The organism is Actinomadura formosensis NBRC 14204 (assembly GCF_001552155.1).
In the GTDB taxonomy this organism is placed as follows: domain Bacteria; phylum Actinomycetota; class Actinomycetes; order Streptosporangiales; family Streptosporangiaceae; genus Spirillospora; species Spirillospora formosensis.
The window spans coordinates 1-17,047 of sequence record NZ_BCQQ01000038.1; the positions used below are offsets into that span (position 1 = coordinate 1).

The window sequence follows — 17,047 nt, forward strand, 5'->3', positions numbered from 1 at the left end:
GCCGCGCCGGTCGGCGGCGGACCGGCCGCGCCGCGCGCCGGCCGAGTGCGTGGGCTGCTCGCTCAGCCTGCCGCGGGCCAGCGTGAACAGGCGGTCGCACCAGCCGGTGAGCGTGTCGGTGGCGTCGGCGGTGACGACCACCGCCGGCGCCAGCGAGCGCAGCACCGGGATCAGCTCCGCCATGGCGGCCGTGAGCGCGCCCCGGCCGGGACCGGCGGCGCCGGTGGGCCACGGCTCGGCGGCGGCGCACAGCTCGCCGAACGGGTCGTCCAGGAGCAGCAGGTCGGGCTCGTGGACGCACGCGGCGGCGAGCCCGGCGCGCAGCCGGACGTCCGGCGGCAGCAGCGCCAGCTCCGTCCCGGCGGCGTCGGCGAGGTCGAGCCGCTTCACCATGGAGCGGGCGGCGGACGCGCTCGTCCGCTTGTAGTACGCCGCGTACGCGACGAACTCGCCGGCCGTCATGTTCTCCGTCCGGGAGAACCGGGCGGGCAGGTAGCCGATCCCGGCCCGCGCGGCGCGCAGCCCGGCGGCGTTCGATATGTCATGTCCGAGAATGTGCAGCAGGCCGGTATTCGGTCTGCGCAAGGTCGCGAACGTGGCCAGCAGAGTGGATTTACCGGCACCAGGTGGACCGGCCAGGCCGACCACGCCTTCGGATACGCCGAAGGTCACCGGGCGCAGGAGCCACCGCCCCCCGCGGCGGACACCCATTCCTCGGGCCACGATCACGGAATGCTCCGCGATCACAAGTGTTCCCCCCGTTGCTCGTCATGCGGCCGCGGCGCCGGCCTGGACGTTCCGGTGGCTCCGGGTCCCCCAACCCGCCACACGGTGACTGCGCGCCGGGCCGCCGTTCGGCGGGCACCGGCCGCTTTTGCCGAGCCGCGATGCATCGACATCATGACTATAACCGGGCTTGGTGATGGCTGTCAGCAATCTTATTGCCTTTACGGCAGGACGCCTGGATTCTTTGCCTACCGCGTTGAAGGTGAGAATTCGTAAAAGGCGGACAGTTGCCGATTTATAGCCATGGAGCGGGGTGGGGCGGACGGCCGGCCCCGGCGGCGCGCTCCGCTGGGAGCGTACGGGCGTACGGCCGGGTGCGGTCATGGGGCAGGATGGACCTATGCCTTCTCGGGACTTTTCGTTGCACGGGGCCATCGACCTGGGGGCGCGCCAGGCGGCCACAAGGAAGCAGCAGGAACGCCGGGCCCAGGGCGGCGGTGCGCCGTCGGGGGCGGGCGGGGCCACGGGCCAGTACGTCGTGGACGTCACCGACCAGACTTTCAACACCGAGGTCGTGGAGCGGTCGCAGTCCGTTCCCATCCTCGTGGACTTCTGGGCCGACTGGTGTGGACCGTGCAAACAGCTCGGCCCCATCCTGGAGAAGCTCGCCGCCGAGGCCGCCGGCAAGTGGATCCTGGCGAAGGTCGACATCGACGCCAACCCGCAGCTCGCGGCGTACATGCAGCAGATGGGCGTGCGCGGCATCCCGTTCGTGGCGGCGGTCGTCGCCGGGCAGCTGCTGCCGTTCCTGAACGGCGCGGCGCCCGAGCCGCAGGTGCGCCAGGCCATCGACCAGCTCTTCGAGGCGCTGCACAAGGAGGGCATCCTGCCGGACGTCCCGCCGGGCGAGGAGCCCGCCGCCGGGGCCGCGCCCGCCGTCGACCCCGTGTACGCCGAGGCCGAGGACGCCCTGCAGCGCGGCGACCTGCCCGCCGCCAAGGCGTCCTTCGAGCGCATCCTCGCCGGCGACCCGAGGGACGCCCAGGCCAAGCAGGGCCTCGTGCTCGTCGAGCTGAGCCTGCGCGTCGGCTCGCTGGACCCCGAGCGCGCCCTCCAGGAGGCGAACGAGAAGCCCGGCGACGTCCAGGCGCAGATCAGCGCGGCCGACGTGGAGATGGTGTCCGGCCGCATCGACGCGGCGTTCGACCGGCTGCTGGCCGCGGTGCGCGGCAGCGCGGGCGACGACCGCGACGCGGCCCGCAAGCACCTGCTGTCGCTGTTCGAGCTGCTGCCGCCGGACGACCCGCGCGTCGGCAAGGCCCGCCGCGCCCTGCAGTCCGCCCTGTTCTGAGCCGTCCGCCCTGGTCGGGAGCGTCCCGGCCCCGCGCGGCCGGGGATGAGACGGAAGTGGCGCGCGGTGACTCCGGCAAGCGGAGCAAGCCTGGGCAATCGGGGCACCCGGCCGCGATGTTGCGCGTATGCTCAATGCAATGACCGTGCCCGGACGGCCTACGTGCAGCATTTCCACGGGGTCGCCCCCGCCGATCCGCGGCTCTGCCGCCTCGTGACCGACACCACGAGGTCACCCGGGCCCGCGACCGTCGAACCGACCGTCGTCGCGGCGTGGGCTCACCGGGCCGCGGCACGCGTCCGGGCCGCGGCCCCCGGACGCGCAGTCCCCCCGGGAACGGCGCGCGCGGGACGGAAACAACGCGGAACATAGGGAGCAGTCGTCGTGGCGAGCGTGCCGAGCGTGTCGTACTCCATCACCGTCCGGCTGGAGGTCCCGGCCGGCGGCAAGGCCGTCAGCCAGATCACCCATGTGGTCGAGAACGCCGGCGGCATCGTCACGGCCCTCGACGTCAACACCGCGGGCCACGAGACGCTGCGCATCGACGTCACGATCGCGACCCGCGACACCCAGCACGCCCAGGCGATCGCGGGCGCGCTGGAGCGGATCGAGGCCGTCAAGATCCACAAGGTCAGCGACCGGACCTTCCTGATGCACCTCGGCGGCAAGATCGAGATGCAGTCGAAGGTGCCGCTGCGCAACCGCGACGAGCTGTCCATGGCCTACACGCCCGGCGTCGCCCGGGTGTCGCTCGCGATCGCCCGCAACCCCGAGGACGTCCGGCGGCTGACGATCAAACGCAACAGCGTCGCCGTCGTCACCGACGGGTCGGCGGTGCTCGGCCTGGGCAACATCGGCCCGGAGGCCGCGCTGCCCGTCATGGAGGGCAAGGCCGCGCTGTTCAAGCGGTTCGCCGGGATCGACGCGTGGCCGATCTGCCTCGACACGCAGGACACCGACAAGATCGTCGAGACCGTCCAGATCATCGCGCCCGCGTTCGGCGGCATCAACCTGGAGGACATCTCCGCGCCGCGCTGCTTCGAGGTCGAGGCCAGGCTGCGCAAGCTGCTCGACATCCCCGTGTTCCACGACGACCAGCACGGCACGGCGATCTGCGTGCTGGCCGCGCTGACCAACGCGCTGCGCGTCGTCGGCAAGGAGATCGGGTCCGTCCGCATCACGATGGCGGGCGCGGGCGCCGCCGGCACCGCGATCCTGAAGCTGCTGATGCACGCGGGCGCCCGCGACCTCGTCGTGTGCGACTACCGGGGCGCCGTCCACAAGGGCCGCGACGACCTGGACGACTCGCTCCGCTGGATCGCCGACCACACCAACGCGGCCGGCTACGCGGGCGATCTGCGCGGCGCCGTCAAGGACGCCGACGTGTTCATCGGCGTGTCCGCGCCCGGCATCCTGACCGGTGACGACATCGCCACGATGAACGACGGCGCGATCGTGTTCGCGCTCGCCAACCCCGAGCCCGAGGTGTCCCCGGACGAGGCCCGCGAGCACGCCGCCGTCGTCGCCACCGGCCGCAGCGACTACCCCAACCAGATCAACAACGTGCTGGCGTTCCCCGGTGTCTTCCGCGGCCTGCTGGACGCCCAGGCCGACGGTGTCACCCTCGACATGCTCGCCGCCGCCGCCACGGCCTTGGCCGAGGTCGTCACGCCGGGCGAGCTGGGGCCGAACTACATCGTCCCGAGCGTCTTCCACCCGGAGGTGGCGACCCGCGTCGCCGGTGCCGTCCGCGAAGCCGCCGGTGGCCGCCCCCGCACCGAAGCCTGAGTCACCGCGGGGGCACCCCCGGATAGGGCGCGGTTCGTGTGGGGGACGACCCCCGAAAGGCGGGGGTCAGTCCTTCTTGTCCGCGAACATCCGCTCGCGGCGGCGAGGCCAGATCCCGCCGTACCAGAAGATGATCGCGCCGGTGAGGACGATTGCGGCGCCGGTCGCGGCCCGCGCCCACAGGACGGTGTCCGGGCCGGTGTGCGGCAGCTTGGCCGGCGGCGTCTCGGACGGCGCCGCGCCCGCCTTCTTGCAGTTCGCCTTCACCGCCTGCGACTCGATGCGCTTGTTGGCCCAGGTGACGGTGAGGGCGGTGCGGCGGTCCTCGCGCAGCCTGACCGGGACCGTCCGGGTGTTGTTCGGACGGATCTGGCCGGGGATCGCGGCGCCGCCGTCGTCCCGCTCGATCGAGAAGTCCTCGGTCTGCGTCCCGGTGTTGCGGATCTTGACGTTCACGGTGCGCTCGGGGCAGGAGACCGCGCCGATGCTCGCGGTCACCGGCTGCTCGGGCGTCCCCGGCCGGGTCGGCTTGGTCGAGGTCGGCGCCGGCGACGTCCCGGACGCGCTGGGACTCGCCGAGGCCGAGGCCGAGGCGGAGGCCGGCGCCGCGTTCCCGTTCGACTTGAACAGCGCCTGGATCCCGAACAACGCTGCGATCACGACGAACACGGCGGCGATGACGACCCTGGGCAACTGCATCGCTGTCCTCCCGGCGCGCACCAAACGGGTGCCCGATGTTCCTAGATCATTCTTAACCTAGGTTCTTGTGGTGCCGATATCCCCATCGATAGGAATGCGTAACAGGCTAACGAGCCGGGAGACGTGCCGCCGGAGGTCCGCGCAACGCATGATGGAACCCATGGAAGACGGCATCAGAGTGGGGCTCCTGCTGGTGGCGACCCCCCAACTGGAGGATCCGAATTTCCGCCGGAGCGTCGTCCTGCTGGTCGAGCACGAGACCGGCGGAGGCACGCTGGGGGTTGTCCTCAACCGGCCGACCGACGTTCCCGTGGACCGCGTCCTGCCGCCGTGGGCCGAACTCGTCACCGGGCCGGCGGTCGTCTTCCAGGGCGGTCCGGTGGCGCTGGAGCAGGCGCTGGCCCTGGCCCGCCTCCCCGGCGAGGAGGAGCCGCTCGGCTGGCGCGCCCTGGACGGCGGCACCGAGGTCGCCCGGGTGGGAGTGGTCGACCTGGAGGCCCCGCCCGGCCTGCTGGCCGCCGAACTGCTGCAGTTGCGGGTGTTCGCCGGATACGCCGGATGGTCGGCGGGACAACTGCGCGGGGAGATCGAGGAGGGCTCGTGGTACCTGGTGCCGGCCGAGGCCGGGGACGTGTTCGCCGCCGCCCCGGATCGGCTGTGGCGGGACGTTCTGCGCAGGCAGGGGGGCGATCTGGCGTTCGTTTCCACTTTTCCCGACGATCCCACGCTGAACTAAGGTGGACGACGTGAGTACGAAGATCCTTCCTGACAGCGACACCCAGAGCGATGTCCGGCCAGACCTCTCGCACGGTGACGGCGACCACGAGCGGTTCGCCCACTACGTGAAGAAGGCCAAGATCACCGAGAGCGCGGTGACCGGCACGCCGGTGATCGCGCTGTGCGGCAAGGTGTGGGTGCCGAACCGGGACCCGAAGAAGTACCCGGTCTGCCCGGAGTGCAAGGAGATCTACGAATCCATGAAGCCGGGCCGCGAGGGCGACGAGTGACCCGCCGCTGAGACGCGGCGTTCCGGCGCGCCGCCGTGCCCGGCCGCGCGCCTCCAGGTCCCGCGGTGGCGGATACCGCGGGGCCGCGGCCCCGTGACACACGGGTGCGCAACATCATGAACTACACCTGTCCGCGCGCCTTTTCCGCAGGTCAGGGCCGTCTCATCCGGTCGTGCCCGTCCCGCGGAGGCGGTGCCGCGGTGCGATCTGTCGGCGGGGCTCGGTAGCCTTCGATGACCGTGAGCACCTTCGCCGCATCGAGCATGCCCCCCGCATTCCCCGAGCGGGCCGCCTGGGGGACCGCGTCGTCCCTGCGTGCCTGGCAGCAGCAGGCGCTGGAGGCTTACTTCGGCACGGACGGCTCCGAGCCGGGCCCGCGCGACTTCCTCACCGTCGCGACCCCGGGCGCCGGCAAGACGACGTTCGCGCTGCGCCTCGCCCGCGAGCTGATGGAGCGCCGCGCCGTGCAGGCGATCACGATCGTGTGCCCGACCGAGCACCTCAAGCGGCAGTGGGCCGAATCCGCGGCCCGTGTCGGCATCAGGATCGACCCCGAGTACCAGAACGGGCAGGGGCCCGTCGGCAAGGACTTCCACGGCGTCGCCGTCACCTACGCGACCGTCGCCGCGCGCCCGGCCCTGCACCGCAACCGCACGGAGGCGCGCAAGTCGCTGGTCGTCTTCGACGAGGTGCACCACGCGGGCGACGGCCTGTCCTGGGGCGACGCGGTCCGGGAGGCGTTCGAGCCCGCGACGCGGCGCCTCGCCCTCTCCGGCACGCCGTTCCGCACCGACATCAACCCGATCCCGTTCGTCCGGTACGAGGAGGGGCCGGACGGCATCCGCCGCAGCAGCGCCGACTACACCTACGGCTACGGCCCCGCCCTCGCCGACGGCGTCGTCCGCCCGGTGATCTTCCTGGCGTACGCGGGGGAGATGCGCTGGCGCACCCGGGCCGGCGACGAGATCACCGCCACCCTGGGCGAGCCGCTCACCCAGGACCAGACCGCCCAGGCGTGGCGCGCCGCGCTCGACCCGAAGGGCGACTGGATCAAGCAGGTCATCACCGCCGCCGACCGGCGGCTCACCGAACTGCGCCGCGTCATCCCCGACGCCGGCGGCCTGGTCATCGCCACCGACCACGAGACCGCCCGCGCCTATGCCGGGATGCTGCGCGCGGTCACCGGGCAGAGCGCCACGATCGTGCTGTCGGACGACCCGTCCGCGTCCAAGAAGATCAAGCAGTTCGGCGGCACCGACGACCGCTGGATGGTCGCGGTCCGCATGGTGTCCGAGGGCGTCGACATCCCGCGGCTCTGCGTCGGCGTCTACGCGACGTCCACGAGCACGCCGCTGTTCTTCGCGCAGGCCATCGGCCGTTTCGTCCGCGCCCGCAAGCGCGGTGAGACGGCGTCGGTCTTCCTGCCGTCGGTCCCCACCCTGATGGGCCACGCCGCCGAACTGGAAGAGGAACGCGACCACGTCCTCGACCGTCCCGTCCGCGAGGACGGCCTGGACGACGAACTCCTCGCCGAGGCCAACCGCAAGCAGGACACCCCCGACGTGGGCGAGGAACTGCCGTTCGAGACCGTCGAGGCGTCCGCGACGTTCGACCGCGTCCTGTACGACGGCGGCGAGTTCGGCATGCACGCCGAGCCCGGCTCCGCCGAGGAGGAGGAGTTCCTCGGCATCCCCGGCCTGCTGGAACCCGACCAGGTGTCGGCCCTGCTCCGCAAAAGACAGGCCGACCAGCTCGCCAACGAACGCAGGCGCAAGACCGGCGACCCCCGCGCCGACCGCACCGCCGCCGAGGACCTGGCGTCCCTGCGCCGCGAGCTGAACGGCCTCGTCAACGCCTGGAACCACCGCACCGGCCAGCCGCAGGGCGTCATCCACAACGAACTGCGCCGCTCCTGCGGCGGCCCGCCCGTCCCCCAGGCCACCGCCACCGAAATCCGCGAACGCATCGCCAAGATCCGAGAATGGGCCGCCAAACGCCGCCACTAACGCCTCCCGGCGAAGCCGCGGCACCCCCAGCCATCCCGCAGGACGTCGTCAAGGACGGCCGCCACCCGCTGCACGGCATCGCACGGGTACAGCATCGACCGCGAAACCCGGTAGAACCAGCGCCCGCCGAGCCTCTCCGCACTGACGCTCAATGCGCGGTCTTCGGCGTCCTCGGAAAGGACCCACAGCACCGGCGGCGACTCGATGTAGACCTTGACGTGCGACCAGCCATGGGCACGCACCGCATCTGCGAGCACATCGAGATGCCTTTCGGCTGTGGTGTGCCCATACCGAACGCGCCACCACCACAAGACGAACCGTCCACGTGCGACCTTCACCCGCCGAGCCGCGCCCACGTCACCTTCCCGCACTTGAACGGGCCGCCCTTCGGTTCCGGAGACGGCGGACGGCACGGATGCTGAGCTGTATCCGGGCACGCACTAACGGCCAGGACAGGACCGCGAGTGCATACCCGAATGCCACCGAGCACGCCACAGCGAAGAAGATCGTCCACGCCAGTGCGGCCAGCACATGCGAGGGCATACTCACCGAGCGACCTCCGTCGCGATCATCGCGCAGACCCATTTTCCCCTGGGCGGGGTCGCTTCCACCCAACACCGGACGGCCAGAGCAACCACCAGCCGCAGGCCCCATCCGCCGTTCGCGTCGTGGTTTTCCTCCGACAGGTCCAAGGTGTCGAGGTCGAGTTCGACATGCCTGGTCATCGGATGTCCCTTGCCGCCGTCCCACACTGCGAGGACGACGTGGCCGTCCTCGCACCGGGCGTGGACTTTGACTGTTTCCGCCGTGCTGGAGACCGCAACCGCGTTCGCCATCAACTCGCCGATGATGAGTACCGCGTCCGCTTCCACGACCGGCATGCCCCAGCGCTTCAACGCGTTGCCGACCAGGTCACGTGCCAGCCCCGCGGATGCCGCGGACGCCAGCAAGCGCCACGTGATGGATGGCTGCTCGGCGGTCAACGTCATCAACCCCACTTCCTTCCTGATGTCACCTCGGTGCGCAGGACTGTTTCCGGCGCTTGCCAGTTGTCCGGGACGGAGCTCGTTCTGCCTGTCCGCCGAAACACAGGGGGTACCGGCGAGACGGCACGGGCCGGGTCACGAAAGCCCTGAACACAGGCCATGTCGCTCCGATAACGTCAGAGTGTGCTCCTCGGACCACTCTTTGTAAACAGTCTGAGTTGCACTAGTGCAGATTGGGTTCAATAGAAATTCCGACAAAGAGTGTCAGAGAGGTACACAGGGTGGCGAATCGAACGAGCCCTACCGTCCGCCGCCGCCGGCTGGCGGCCGAACTGGCCAAGCTTCGCAAGGAGTCCGGCAAGAGCCGCGAAGCGGTGGCCGAGTATGTCGGCGTCGCACCTTCGACGATCACTCGCTTCGAGAATGCGAGTGCCGCGCCGCCGGCGATGACCGTCGCGGGGATGCTCGACTTCTACGGCGTCGCCGGCGAGGAGAAGGAGATGTGGGTGACCGTCGCCAAGCAGGCGCGGCGGCGAGGCTGGTGGTCGAAGTACGGCGGCACGATCCCGGACTACTTCAAGTTCTACGTCGGCTTGGAGGAAGAGGCGTCCGAGGTTCGCTCATACCAGCCAGAAGCGATCTTCGGGCTGCTTCAGACAGAGGGCTACATGCGGGGCCTCATGGCCAATGAACTCGAGTCCTTCACGAAGGAGGAACTCGACCAGCGGGTGAAGGTCCGCCTCATGCGTCAGGCTCGCCTGCGCGGCCCCGGAGCGCCCAGGCTCTGGATCGTCCTCAATGAGGCAGCGGTACGGCGGCAGGTCGGTGGGCCTGACGTCATGGCCGAGCAACTCCGCTATCTCGCAGAGGCATCGTCGTCGACCGGACCCGTCGTCATCCAGATCCTCACATTCGCCGCCGGGTCGCATCCGGCAATGGATGGGGCCTTCGAGATCATCGGCTTCCCTGAGCCCCGTGATCCGGACGTCGTGTACGTCCAGTCCCGCAGAGGTGGCCTCTACCTGGAGGAACAGGTAGATCTCCGGGAGTATGGTGAAATCTTCACACACCTGGTGGCCAGGGCGCTCGGTCCCGAGGAATCCCGTGCGATGCTGGTAGACATAGCGGACGAGATAACCCGAACGACCGCGTGACACTAGAAAGGTGCGTGGAGTCATGCCTGACGACACCCACCACCTCGGCTGGCGCAAGAGTACCCGCAGTACCCAGAACGGCTCCTGTGTCGAGTTGGCCGCTGCCATGCCCGGCGTGGCCGTCCGTGACAGCAAGGACCCGAACGGGCCGCACCTGCACTTCGCTTCCGACGTGTGGCGTAAGTTCGCTGCGCATGCGAAGGCCGGGGAGTGGGACCTGACCACCTCCTGACTCGCCTGCTGACGTTGAAGGCCCCCGCCACAGCGGGGGCCTTCAACGTTCTCCACGGCATAGCCGTACTGCAAGTTCCTCTGAAGACGCAAAAGCCTTCCTGGCCCATGCTGGCCAGACAGTGTGATCAGCACTAGTGCATATTGCATCCTGTGGTGGGTCGGAGGCTTCAAGGGAAGGCGGTGCTCATGGCCGTGACCGGCACGCTGAAGAACTGCTGGACGAACGTGACTGCGGAACCGAGCGATCAGGACCAAGAGTCCGATGCGCCGATCCTGCTCGTGCACCTGGGCGAGACGTCGGCGTTGACGCTTGGTCAGGGGAAGGGCAGTTCGGAGGACAAGCGGCGGGCCTACAACTAGTGCGTGATCACTGGTGCCCGGCTCACGCGGGTCGGGTACCAGCCACCGCGTGACCATTCGCGGAGGGTGGGAACATGCGTTGGTTTGGAGGATTCAGCGGCCCCGCGGCCATATCACGGGCTCCTGCAGGTGGTCGTGCCGTGTGGCCCGAACTGCCGGTTTGCTGGACGGTCGGGGACTGGGCCGAGCATGAGGTGCGTGCGACGAGGAAGGGGCATCGTTCCATAGTCGTGTTCGGCTCGTCTGATATCACATGGGCTGACCTGTCGTGTCTGGCCCTGCATGGTGTTCCGGACGATGTGGCGTGGCGGTGGCCGGGAGGTTACACCGTGGTGGAGGTCACCGATGATGCCACGACGATATGGACCGATCTTGGTGGCGCGTGGCCGATCTACGTCACGGCAGCAGATGGAGGGGTGTACTGGTCGTCCAGTTCCCGTGCGTTGGCCGGGCTGACCATGACCGGACCGGACGTAGAGCAACTGGCTGCCAGGCTGCTAGCTCCGTCGGTGCCCATCTTGTTGGACTCCCGGTCGGCGTTCACGGATATTCAGCGCATTCCCGCCGGACACCGGGGGACCCTGCCCGCTGGCGGTCCGGCGAGGCCGTGGCGTCCAGTGTGGACGCCACGGCCTCGTTCGGGGAGTCCCGCCGCCCGATTGCGAGACGAACTGGCGGCGGCCGTGGCCTTGCGGTTGGGCACGGCCTCCACGTTGACCGTGGACCTGTCGGGCGGCTACGACTCCACGGCACTTACGCTGCTGGCGGCCAACATGAGCCGTCTCGGCAGGGAGGTGACCGGAGTCACGGTATATCCGGTCGGCCGTCCGAGCGGCGGTGACCTTGACTATGCGCGGATGGCAGCAGAGCGGTCGGGAATTTTGCATCGGTTAATGCCACTTGATGTCGAGCACGCACCGTATTCCCGCCTCGGTGCCGTGCCGGTTACCGACGAACCGGCCCCATCCACGATCGCGCATGCCCGGGTTTCCGGTCAGCTCGAATGGATGCGGGAAACACTTGGGACGGATTGCCACATGACTGGGGACGGTGGGGACAGCCTGCTGTGCTCTCCGCCGATCATGCTTGCTGATCTGGTGGCGGCAGGGCAGTACCGGCGCGCATGGGCGGAAACTCTCAAATGGGCGCGGTTGCGCCGACTACCCCCATGGCCGTTGTTGAGTTCCGCGTACCGCACGGCACGCACCAGCCGTACAGACGCACTCCGGGATCTGGCGATCATGCTGCGCAATGGGCGGTCCCAGAGCCGTACGGACGGCGATATTCGGTGGTATGCCACCGATCCGGTACCGCCGTGGGCCACGATGGAGGCATGCGAACAGGCCGCGACCGTGGCGGAACGTGTCGCTGAGCGCACGGCTCCGGCCCCGGCCACGCTGTTCGCCGCGATCACGGCAGCGGACAGCATGGCCGAAGTCGGCCGGACGGCGCGAGCCGACGTACAGCTTGCCGAGTTTACCGGGGTGTCGCTGCACAACCCGTTCACCGACTCCCGCGTGATCGACGCATACCTGTCTATTCCGTTGGCCGAGCGGCCCGGTCCTGCTGACTACAAACCGATCTTGCGGGACGCGCTGTGCGACCTATTCCCGGCCGCACTGGCCGCTCGTATCACCAAGGGTGATTTCAACCCCGACCATTACGGTGGTATGCGGGCGAACTTGGCCGAACTTCACTCCCTGGCGGACGGTCGGCTGGCGGCGCTCGGATTGGTCGATCCGGCCGCCTTCCGGCGCACCTTGAGCATGACGGCGGCAGGGTTGCCTGTCCCGTTTTCCACGGTAGAACCGGCCGTAGCCGCTGAAGTCTGGCTACGGGCAGTGGACATGGCCCAGCCCGTAGCCTGGTCAGCTGCTCAACATGGTAGGGGGGCCGTATGAGCAGCCCGCCGTATGTGACCGCGCCCGATTACGTCTCGGCGGCCGATCTGGGCTCGGTAACGGTGATCGTGAACTACCGGACAGGGAATGCGGAAACCCTGATCGGCCCGGCCGCGCGCTGGTGGGCCGAGCTGGCGGCCACGGGTGATCCTGACACGCCGACCGCGTTGGACGCAGCGTCCGCCCGAACCTTGCTCAGTCAGCTTCATGCGGCAGGGCTGATCGTGCCAACGTGGCGTATCCGGCCGTGGCCTGCTCCGGTGGCCGGGCCACCATGGGTGCCGAGTTGGGGTACACAGGAGTTGGTGGCTGGTTACGCTGAGCCACCTCGCGTGCCGCTCGGCGCAACCGTGCGTGCGGGCCTGGCACTGGTTGTCGTGCTCGGGGTGCTCGCCGTTGGCCGTAAACGTGTGCGTATGGCCAGGCTTATCCGGCTACTGATGTGGGCTGCTCGGTGCACGACGCGTTCGGCGACGGCCGAGTACGCGCGCCAGGTCGTTCACGCGGTTCGCCGGGCTGGACGGTTGGTGCCCGGCCGAGTGGCCTGTCTTGAGGAGTCGGCCGTCGTCATGCTCGTGTTGGCCGCATCCAGCCGCCGGGTGATCTGGTGTCATGGAGTGGCAGCCGACCCCATACGGCTTCATGCGTGGGTGGAGACTGTTGACCGACAGCCGGTGGCCGAACCGCCGTCCACCCTGCGATGTGCGGTGCTCCGTGTCATCCCGGCACGCGCTCAAGGAGGAGAGAGCAATCAGCGGACAAGATGAACCCGTCATATGGCTACAGGGTGAGCGGGTCGGGCTCGGCCCGTTCTCCGGGGACCTGGTTGACCTGTACTGGAGGTGGGAGCAAGAACCGGCGGTTCTGGTCGGATATGGCCGTCAGACCCCGGACTCACTGGACAACCGGCGTGAGGGCTACCAGCACCAGGCGCGGGGCACCGACGACCAGTTGCGGTTCACCATCTACGATGTGAACACCACTTCGCCGACTCCTGTTGGTACGACGGCGGTCCTGATTGACCATCGCGTCCGGACCGGCGAGTTCATCATCCAGCTTGGTGACAGCGCCAGCCGGGGCAAGGGAATCGGTACCGAGGCGGCCCGGCTCACGTTGGATTACGCCTTTCACATCACCAACCTGAAGTGCGTATATCTGTCCGTGCTGGCACCCAACACGCGTGCTATCGCCAGTTACGAGCGGGCCGGATTCCGTAAGACCGGGGAGCGCCGAAACTCCGGGTACTGGCTCGGTCGGCGAGTGAATGAGGTACTCATGGATGCGATACCGGAGGACTTCCCAGGACCATCCGTCGTTCAGCAGAACGTCGAGTGAGACCGGCAGCCGATATCGACGACCAAGAACGGTATGCCGCCGGTCCTTCGTCAGAACCAGAGGCTGCCGTACTTGACGAGGTTGTAGCCGGTGACGGTGGTCATGAGCCGGTGGCGCCCAGCAGGAAGTGCAACTCGGCGGGCGTGTCAGCGTCGAACATTGCACGGTTCACTCGGGACAGGTTCTCGCGGACGAGGGAGGGATGCGCCGCCCATCAGGGGCCTGGCCGGTGCGGACGACCGAGAAGTGGGGACTCCTGCCGGAGCCGCTCCTCGATGAACGGCGGTCACAGGCTCCGCAGGAACTCGGCCCGGGTGGCGGACGCCTTCCATGCGATGTCCCGCCACGCCTGGTGCTGCTCGACGATGGCCGGGGCGTCGAGCAACTCGGCGCCGAGCAGCCGGTCTTCGTCGTCGAAGCGCAGGACGGCGACCCTCTCGTCATCGAGCAGCCATGCGTCATGCGGCGGCCGGACCGGCAGGCCGAGCGTGTCGGCCCGGTCCCGGTCGAGGTAGCGGATCTCCTCTCCGGCTCCGAGGTTGCCCTGCGCGGACCACAGGGCGTAGCGGGAGTAGTCGCCGAGCGGCAGAGTCACCACGCGGACGCGCCGGAACGGGCGGCCCTCGGCCGCGGCCGCCCGCGTCATCGCCCCCCACTCGTGCGCCCCCAGAAGGTAGTCCTCGTCGGGGTCACCGGCCAGGAACCGCCGTATCCGCTCCTGCTCGGACGGCACGTTGTAGCGGTCTCGCGTCTCCAGCCGGAACGCCGAGCGGCGGGCGGCGTGGAAGAGCGCGCCGAACCGGTCGCCGGTCAGCAGGTCGGCCACGGTCACTCCTTCGCGTGAATCAGCGTGGTCGGTTGGCCCGGGTGAGGGTGGGGAGCCAGGTTCAGGGAGTTGAGGATGTGGGTGGCCGTTTCGCCGGGGGTACCGGTGATGGGGGCCGTGATGACGTTCTCGTCCGGGGCCGGGGGTTCGAGGTCGGCGAATTGGGTGTCGAGGAGGGCGGCGCCGAAGAAGTGGCCGGTGCGGGCCTTCATGCGGGCGGCGATGGTGTCGCGGTCGCCGTCCAGCAGGACCGTCGCGACCCCGGGGCGGCTGCCGGTCAGCATGTCGCGGTGCTTGCGTTTGAGGGCAGAGCAGGTGACGACGCCGGGGCGGCCGGTGGCCAGGCGGTCGTCGATCCACGCGGCGATCGCCTGGAGCCATGGGAGTCGGTCGGCGTCGGTGAGCGGGCGGCCGGAGCGCATCTTCGCGATGTTGTTCTCGGAGTGGAACACGTCGGCCTCGGCGTAGTCCCAGCCGAGGTGTTCGGCGAGGAGGGTGCCGATGGTGGTCTTGCCGCTGCCGGACACACCGGCGACCAGGATGACCTCCGGGGGTGCCACGCTCAGGTGTTCACCACCGGGGTGCCGGACAGGGTGACGCCTTCCGCGCGTAGTTCCTCTAGGGCCTGGTCGACGGTGGCCTTGTTGACGCCGGCGGTGAGGTCGAGCAGGACGGTGGTGCGCAGGCCCGCGCGGGCGGCGTCCACGGCGGTGGCCCGGACGCAGTGGTCGGTGGCGATGCCGACGATGTCCACGGCGTCCACGTCGCGGGCGGCGAGCCAGTCGGCGAGGGGCGTCTCGTCGTCGGAGTCGCTCTCGAAGCCGCTGTAGGCGGCGGTCTCGCGCCCTTTACTGAACACGGCCTCGATGGGGGCGAGGGTCAGGTTCGGGTGGAAGTCGGCGCCGGGCGTGCCGATCACGCAGTGCGGCGGCCACGAGTCGGCGAAATCGGGTTCGTCGGAGAAGTGGTCGCCGGGGTCGAGGTGGAAGTCGCGGGTCGCGATGATGTGCGCGTACTCGGGCCGGTGCTCGGCGACGTGCTCGGAGATGGCGGCGGCCACGTCCGCGCCGCCGGCGACGGCGAGCGAGCCGCCCTCGCAGAAGTCGTTCTGCACGTCCACGATGATCAGAGCCTTCTTGCCCATGACCGCTCCCTGTCCCACTTGCCCCGCCGGATCACCCTTGACCGTACCCCCAGAGCTGCGGGGATACCGCTTCACGGGCGCGGGCCTCCGTCGATGAACTCGGTGGGGATCGCGGGCTCGCCCCTGGAGAGCTGGATCGCGGTCGTCGGCAGCTCCGCGACCGACCTCGCGTGGCGTTCCCTGGCCTCCCGGAGGGCCTCGCGTCCGACGACCTTGCCGTCCCGCACCAGCGGCACCTGGAGGAGGCGGTCGCGCGGGCCGGGGACGAGCTGGCCGGTGGACACGGTCTCGGCGTAGGCGACGCCGTGCCCGTCGACGCGGCGCACGGCCGTCTTGCGCCCGCCGCGGCTCGGCTTGCCCGTCGAGCGTTTCGCGACCGGACGCATGGGCGCGCCCGGCTCGGGGCCGTCGGAGCGGGCGACGAGCTTGTAGACGAGGGACGCGGTGGGGGCGCCGGAGCCGGTGACGAGCGAGGTGCCGACGCCGTACCCGTCGACGGGGGTGGCGGCCAGCGCGGCGATGCCGAACTCGTCCAGGTCGCCGGTGACCACGATGCGCGTGTCGCGTGCGCCCAGGGCGTCGAGCTGGTCGCGGACGCGGCGGGCCACCACGCCGAGGTCGCCGCTGTCGATCCGGACGGCCCCCAGCGACGGCCCGGCCAGTTCCACGGCCGTCCGCACGGCCCGCTCCACGTCGTAGGTGTCGACCAGCAGCGTCGTGCCGTGGCCGAGCGAGGCGAGCTGCGCCTCGAACGCGTGCCGCTCGCCGTCGTGCAGGAGCGTGAACGAATGCGCGCTCGTCCCGGCGGTCGGCACGCCGTGGCGCCGGCCCGCCTCCAGGTTGGACGTGGTGGTGAACCCGGCGATGTAGGCGGCGCGGGCGGCGGCCACGGCGGCGCGCTCGTGGGTGCGCCGCGATCCCATCTCGATGAGCGGGCGCCCCTGCGCGGCCTGCACCATCCGGGACGCGGCGGACGCGATCGCGCAGTCGTGGTTCAGGATCGACAGCGCCAGCGTCTCCAGCAGGACGGCCTCGCCGAACGTCCCCTCGACCACCAGGATCGGTGAATCCGGGAAGTAGCAGTCGCCTTCGGCGTAGCCCCAGACGTTCCCGCTGAACCGGTACTTCTCCAGCCAGTGCGCGGTGGGTTCGTCCACGATGCCGTTGGAAGTGAGGAACTCCAGTTCGGCGGCGTCGAACCGGAACGCCTCGATCGCGTCCAGCAGCCGCCCGGTGCCCGCGACGACCCCGTACCGGCGCCCGGCCGGCAGGTGCCGCGCGAACACCTCGAAGATCGCGCGGCGGTCGGCGGTCCCGCTGCGCAGGGCGGCCTGCAGCATGGTCAGCTCGTACCGGTCGGTCAGCAGGGCGGTGCCGTCACCAAGGTCCACAAGTGGAACCTTAAGGGCGACTATGGGCACCATGGGTGTGCGGGCCCGCGCACCCGGGCGGGGATCGGCGCATAGCATCGGGTGCGGTGGGCGGACCGCCATCACCGAAAGAAAGGGGGCGAACCGGGCAATGAGCGCC

Annotated in this window: 19 protein-coding genes; 11 read left to right on the top strand and 8 right to left on the bottom strand. The window is 69.7% G+C overall.

Features of this window, described 5'->3' with window-relative positions; translation table 11 throughout:
- A partial coding sequence (locus AF1_RS12675) for an ATP-binding cassette domain-containing protein (protein ID WP_255218799.1) occupies positions 1 to 711 on the bottom strand: 711 nt, incomplete at its 3' end.
- A gap of 415 nt (positions 712 to 1,126) precedes the next feature.
- On the opposite strand from AF1_RS12675, the gene AF1_RS12680 reads away from it, so the two are divergent.
- Entirely contained in the window at positions 1,127 to 2,077 is a 951-nt protein-coding gene (locus AF1_RS12680; protein ID WP_165488410.1) for a tetratricopeptide repeat protein, read from the top strand.
- Between the two features lie 384 nt (positions 2,078 to 2,461).
- Entirely contained in the window at positions 2,462 to 3,865 is a 1,404-nt protein-coding gene (locus AF1_RS12685; RefSeq protein ID WP_067797113.1) for an NAD-dependent malic enzyme, read from the top strand.
- A 66-nt stretch (positions 3,866 to 3,931) separates the two neighbouring features.
- Here the strand turns inward: AF1_RS12685 and AF1_RS12690 are convergent, their stop codons facing one another.
- Positions 3,932 to 4,564: a hypothetical protein gene (locus tag AF1_RS12690; protein WP_067797116.1), complete on the bottom strand. Its 633-nt coding sequence runs from the start codon at positions 4,562 to 4,564 to the stop codon at positions 3,932 to 3,934.
- Between the two features lie 160 nt (positions 4,565 to 4,724).
- Here AF1_RS12690 and AF1_RS12695 point away from each other — a divergent pair, with 160 nt between their 5' ends.
- The 3 genes from AF1_RS12695 (at position 4,725) to AF1_RS12705 (ending at position 7,577) form a co-directional block, all read left to right on the top strand.
- The gene (locus tag AF1_RS12695) at positions 4,725 to 5,300 is read left to right on the top strand and encodes a YqgE/AlgH family protein (protein WP_067797243.1); all 576 of its coding nucleotides are present in this window, start codon (positions 4,725 to 4,727) and stop codon (positions 5,298 to 5,300) included.
- A gap of 10 nt (positions 5,301 to 5,310) precedes the next feature.
- Positions 5,311 to 5,571: a DUF3039 domain-containing protein gene (locus AF1_RS12700; RefSeq protein ID WP_174548848.1), complete on the top strand. Its 261-nt coding sequence runs from the start codon at positions 5,311 to 5,313 to the stop codon at positions 5,569 to 5,571.
- 263 nt (positions 5,572 to 5,834) lie between these two features.
- Positions 5,835 to 7,577: a DEAD/DEAH box helicase gene (locus tag AF1_RS12705; protein WP_067797245.1), complete on the top strand. Its 1,743-nt coding sequence runs from the start codon at positions 5,835 to 5,837 to the stop codon at positions 7,575 to 7,577.
- Here the strand turns inward: AF1_RS12705 and AF1_RS12710 are convergent.
- Positions 7,574 to 7,834, bottom strand: coding sequence for a hypothetical protein (locus AF1_RS12710; protein ID WP_067797123.1), 261 nt, complete (start codon positions 7,832 to 7,834; stop codon positions 7,574 to 7,576). The genes AF1_RS12705 and AF1_RS12710 overlap by 4 nt on opposite strands.
- A 288-nt stretch (positions 7,835 to 8,122) precedes the next feature.
- Positions 8,123 to 8,566 (bottom strand): ATP-binding protein, encoded by a 444-nt coding sequence (locus AF1_RS12715; RefSeq protein WP_131732760.1) that lies wholly within the window; start codon positions 8,564 to 8,566, stop codon positions 8,123 to 8,125.
- A gap of 278 nt (positions 8,567 to 8,844) precedes the next feature.
- On the opposite strand from AF1_RS12715, the gene AF1_RS12720 reads away from it, so the two are divergent.
- From AF1_RS12720 to AF1_RS12740, 6 genes are all read left to right on the top strand, one after another.
- Complete coding sequence (locus AF1_RS12720; protein WP_067797130.1) at positions 8,845 to 9,717, top strand: helix-turn-helix domain-containing protein; 873 nt, start codon at positions 8,845 to 8,847, stop codon at positions 9,715 to 9,717.
- Positions 9,718 to 9,739: 22 nt separating this feature from the next.
- Complete coding sequence (locus AF1_RS12725; RefSeq protein WP_067797133.1) at positions 9,740 to 9,949, top strand: DUF397 domain-containing protein; 210 nt, start codon at positions 9,740 to 9,742, stop codon at positions 9,947 to 9,949.
- A 188-nt stretch (positions 9,950 to 10,137) separates the two neighbouring features.
- Positions 10,138 to 10,311 carry an albusnodin family lasso peptide gene (locus AF1_RS12730; RefSeq protein WP_131732759.1) on the top strand — a complete coding sequence of 58 codons (174 nt, stop codon included), beginning with the start codon at positions 10,138 to 10,140 and terminating at the stop codon, positions 10,309 to 10,311.
- 74 nt (positions 10,312 to 10,385) lie between these two features.
- The gene (locus AF1_RS12735) at positions 10,386 to 12,212 is read left to right on the top strand and encodes an albusnodin/ikarugamycin family macrolactam cyclase (protein WP_067797138.1); all 1,827 of its coding nucleotides are present in this window, start codon (positions 10,386 to 10,388) and stop codon (positions 12,210 to 12,212) included.
- Positions 12,209 to 12,979, top strand: a complete 771-nt coding sequence (locus tag AF1_RS36805; RefSeq protein WP_207394107.1) for a lasso peptide biosynthesis B2 protein — start codon at positions 12,209 to 12,211, stop codon at positions 12,977 to 12,979. Before AF1_RS12735 ends, AF1_RS36805 begins: the two co-directional genes overlap by 4 nt.
- The gene (locus tag AF1_RS12740) at positions 12,927 to 13,547 is read left to right on the top strand and encodes a GNAT family N-acetyltransferase (RefSeq protein ID WP_207394108.1); all 621 of its coding nucleotides are present in this window, start codon (positions 12,927 to 12,929) and stop codon (positions 13,545 to 13,547) included. The genes AF1_RS36805 and AF1_RS12740 overlap by 53 nt, the downstream gene beginning before the upstream one ends.
- Positions 13,548 to 13,833: 286 nt before the next feature.
- Here AF1_RS12740 and AF1_RS12745 read toward each other — a convergent pair whose 3' ends face one another.
- The 4 genes from AF1_RS12745 to AF1_RS12760 all read right to left on the bottom strand — a co-directional run bounded on the left by AF1_RS12745 (position 13,834) and on the right by AF1_RS12760 (position 16,941).
- Positions 13,834 to 14,373 carry a DUF6879 family protein gene (locus AF1_RS12745; protein WP_067797141.1) on the bottom strand — a complete coding sequence of 180 codons (540 nt, stop codon included), beginning with the start codon at positions 14,371 to 14,373 and terminating at the stop codon, positions 13,834 to 13,836.
- Between the two features lie 2 nt (positions 14,374 to 14,375).
- On the bottom strand, positions 14,376 to 14,933 hold the full coding sequence (locus AF1_RS12750; RefSeq protein ID WP_207394106.1) for a gluconokinase: 558 nt from the start codon (positions 14,931 to 14,933) through the stop codon (positions 14,376 to 14,378).
- 2 nt (positions 14,934 to 14,935) lie between these two features.
- Positions 14,936 to 15,517: an isochorismatase family protein gene (locus AF1_RS12755; protein WP_067797147.1), complete on the bottom strand. Its 582-nt coding sequence runs from the start codon at positions 15,515 to 15,517 to the stop codon at positions 14,936 to 14,938.
- Positions 15,518 to 15,588: 71 nt separating this feature from the next.
- A complete protein-coding gene (locus AF1_RS12760; protein WP_067797151.1) occupies positions 15,589 to 16,941 on the bottom strand; it encodes a nicotinate phosphoribosyltransferase in 1,353 nt (450 codons plus the stop codon).
- Positions 16,942 to 17,047: the final 106 nt, after the last annotated feature.

Excerpts from the sequence above, each read along its gene's own strand:
- AF1_RS12695 (WP_067797243.1), top strand. The coding sequence starts at position 4,725 with ATGGAAGACGGCATCAGAGTGGGGCTCCTGCTGGTGGCGACCCCCCAA.
- AF1_RS12690 (WP_067797116.1), bottom strand. The coding sequence starts at position 4,564 with ATGCAGTTGCCCAGGGTCGTCATCGCCGCCGTGTTCGTCGTGATCGCA.
- AF1_RS12680 (WP_165488410.1), top strand. The coding sequence starts at position 1,127 with ATGCCTTCTCGGGACTTTTCGTTGCACGGGGCCATCGACCTGGGGGCG.
- AF1_RS36805 (WP_207394107.1), top strand. The coding sequence starts at position 12,209 with ATGAGCAGCCCGCCGTATGTGACCGCGCCCGATTACGTCTCGGCGGCC.
- AF1_RS12705 (WP_067797245.1), top strand. The coding sequence starts at position 5,835 with ATGCCCCCCGCATTCCCCGAGCGGGCCGCCTGGGGGACCGCGTCGTCC.
- AF1_RS12730 (WP_131732759.1), top strand. The coding sequence starts at position 10,138 with ATGGCCGTGACCGGCACGCTGAAGAACTGCTGGACGAACGTGACTGCG.
- AF1_RS12760 (WP_067797151.1), bottom strand. The coding sequence starts at position 16,941 with ATGGTGCCCATAGTCGCCCTTAAGGTTCCACTTGTGGACCTTGGTGAC.
- AF1_RS12725 (WP_067797133.1), top strand. The coding sequence starts at position 9,740 with ATGCCTGACGACACCCACCACCTCGGCTGGCGCAAGAGTACCCGCAGT.
- AF1_RS12735 (WP_067797138.1), top strand. The coding sequence starts at position 10,386 with ATGCGTTGGTTTGGAGGATTCAGCGGCCCCGCGGCCATATCACGGGCT.
- AF1_RS12755 (WP_067797147.1), bottom strand. The coding sequence starts at position 15,517 with ATGGGCAAGAAGGCTCTGATCATCGTGGACGTGCAGAACGACTTCTGC.
- AF1_RS12715 (WP_131732760.1), bottom strand. The coding sequence starts at position 8,566 with ATGACGTTGACCGCCGAGCAGCCATCCATCACGTGGCGCTTGCTGGCG.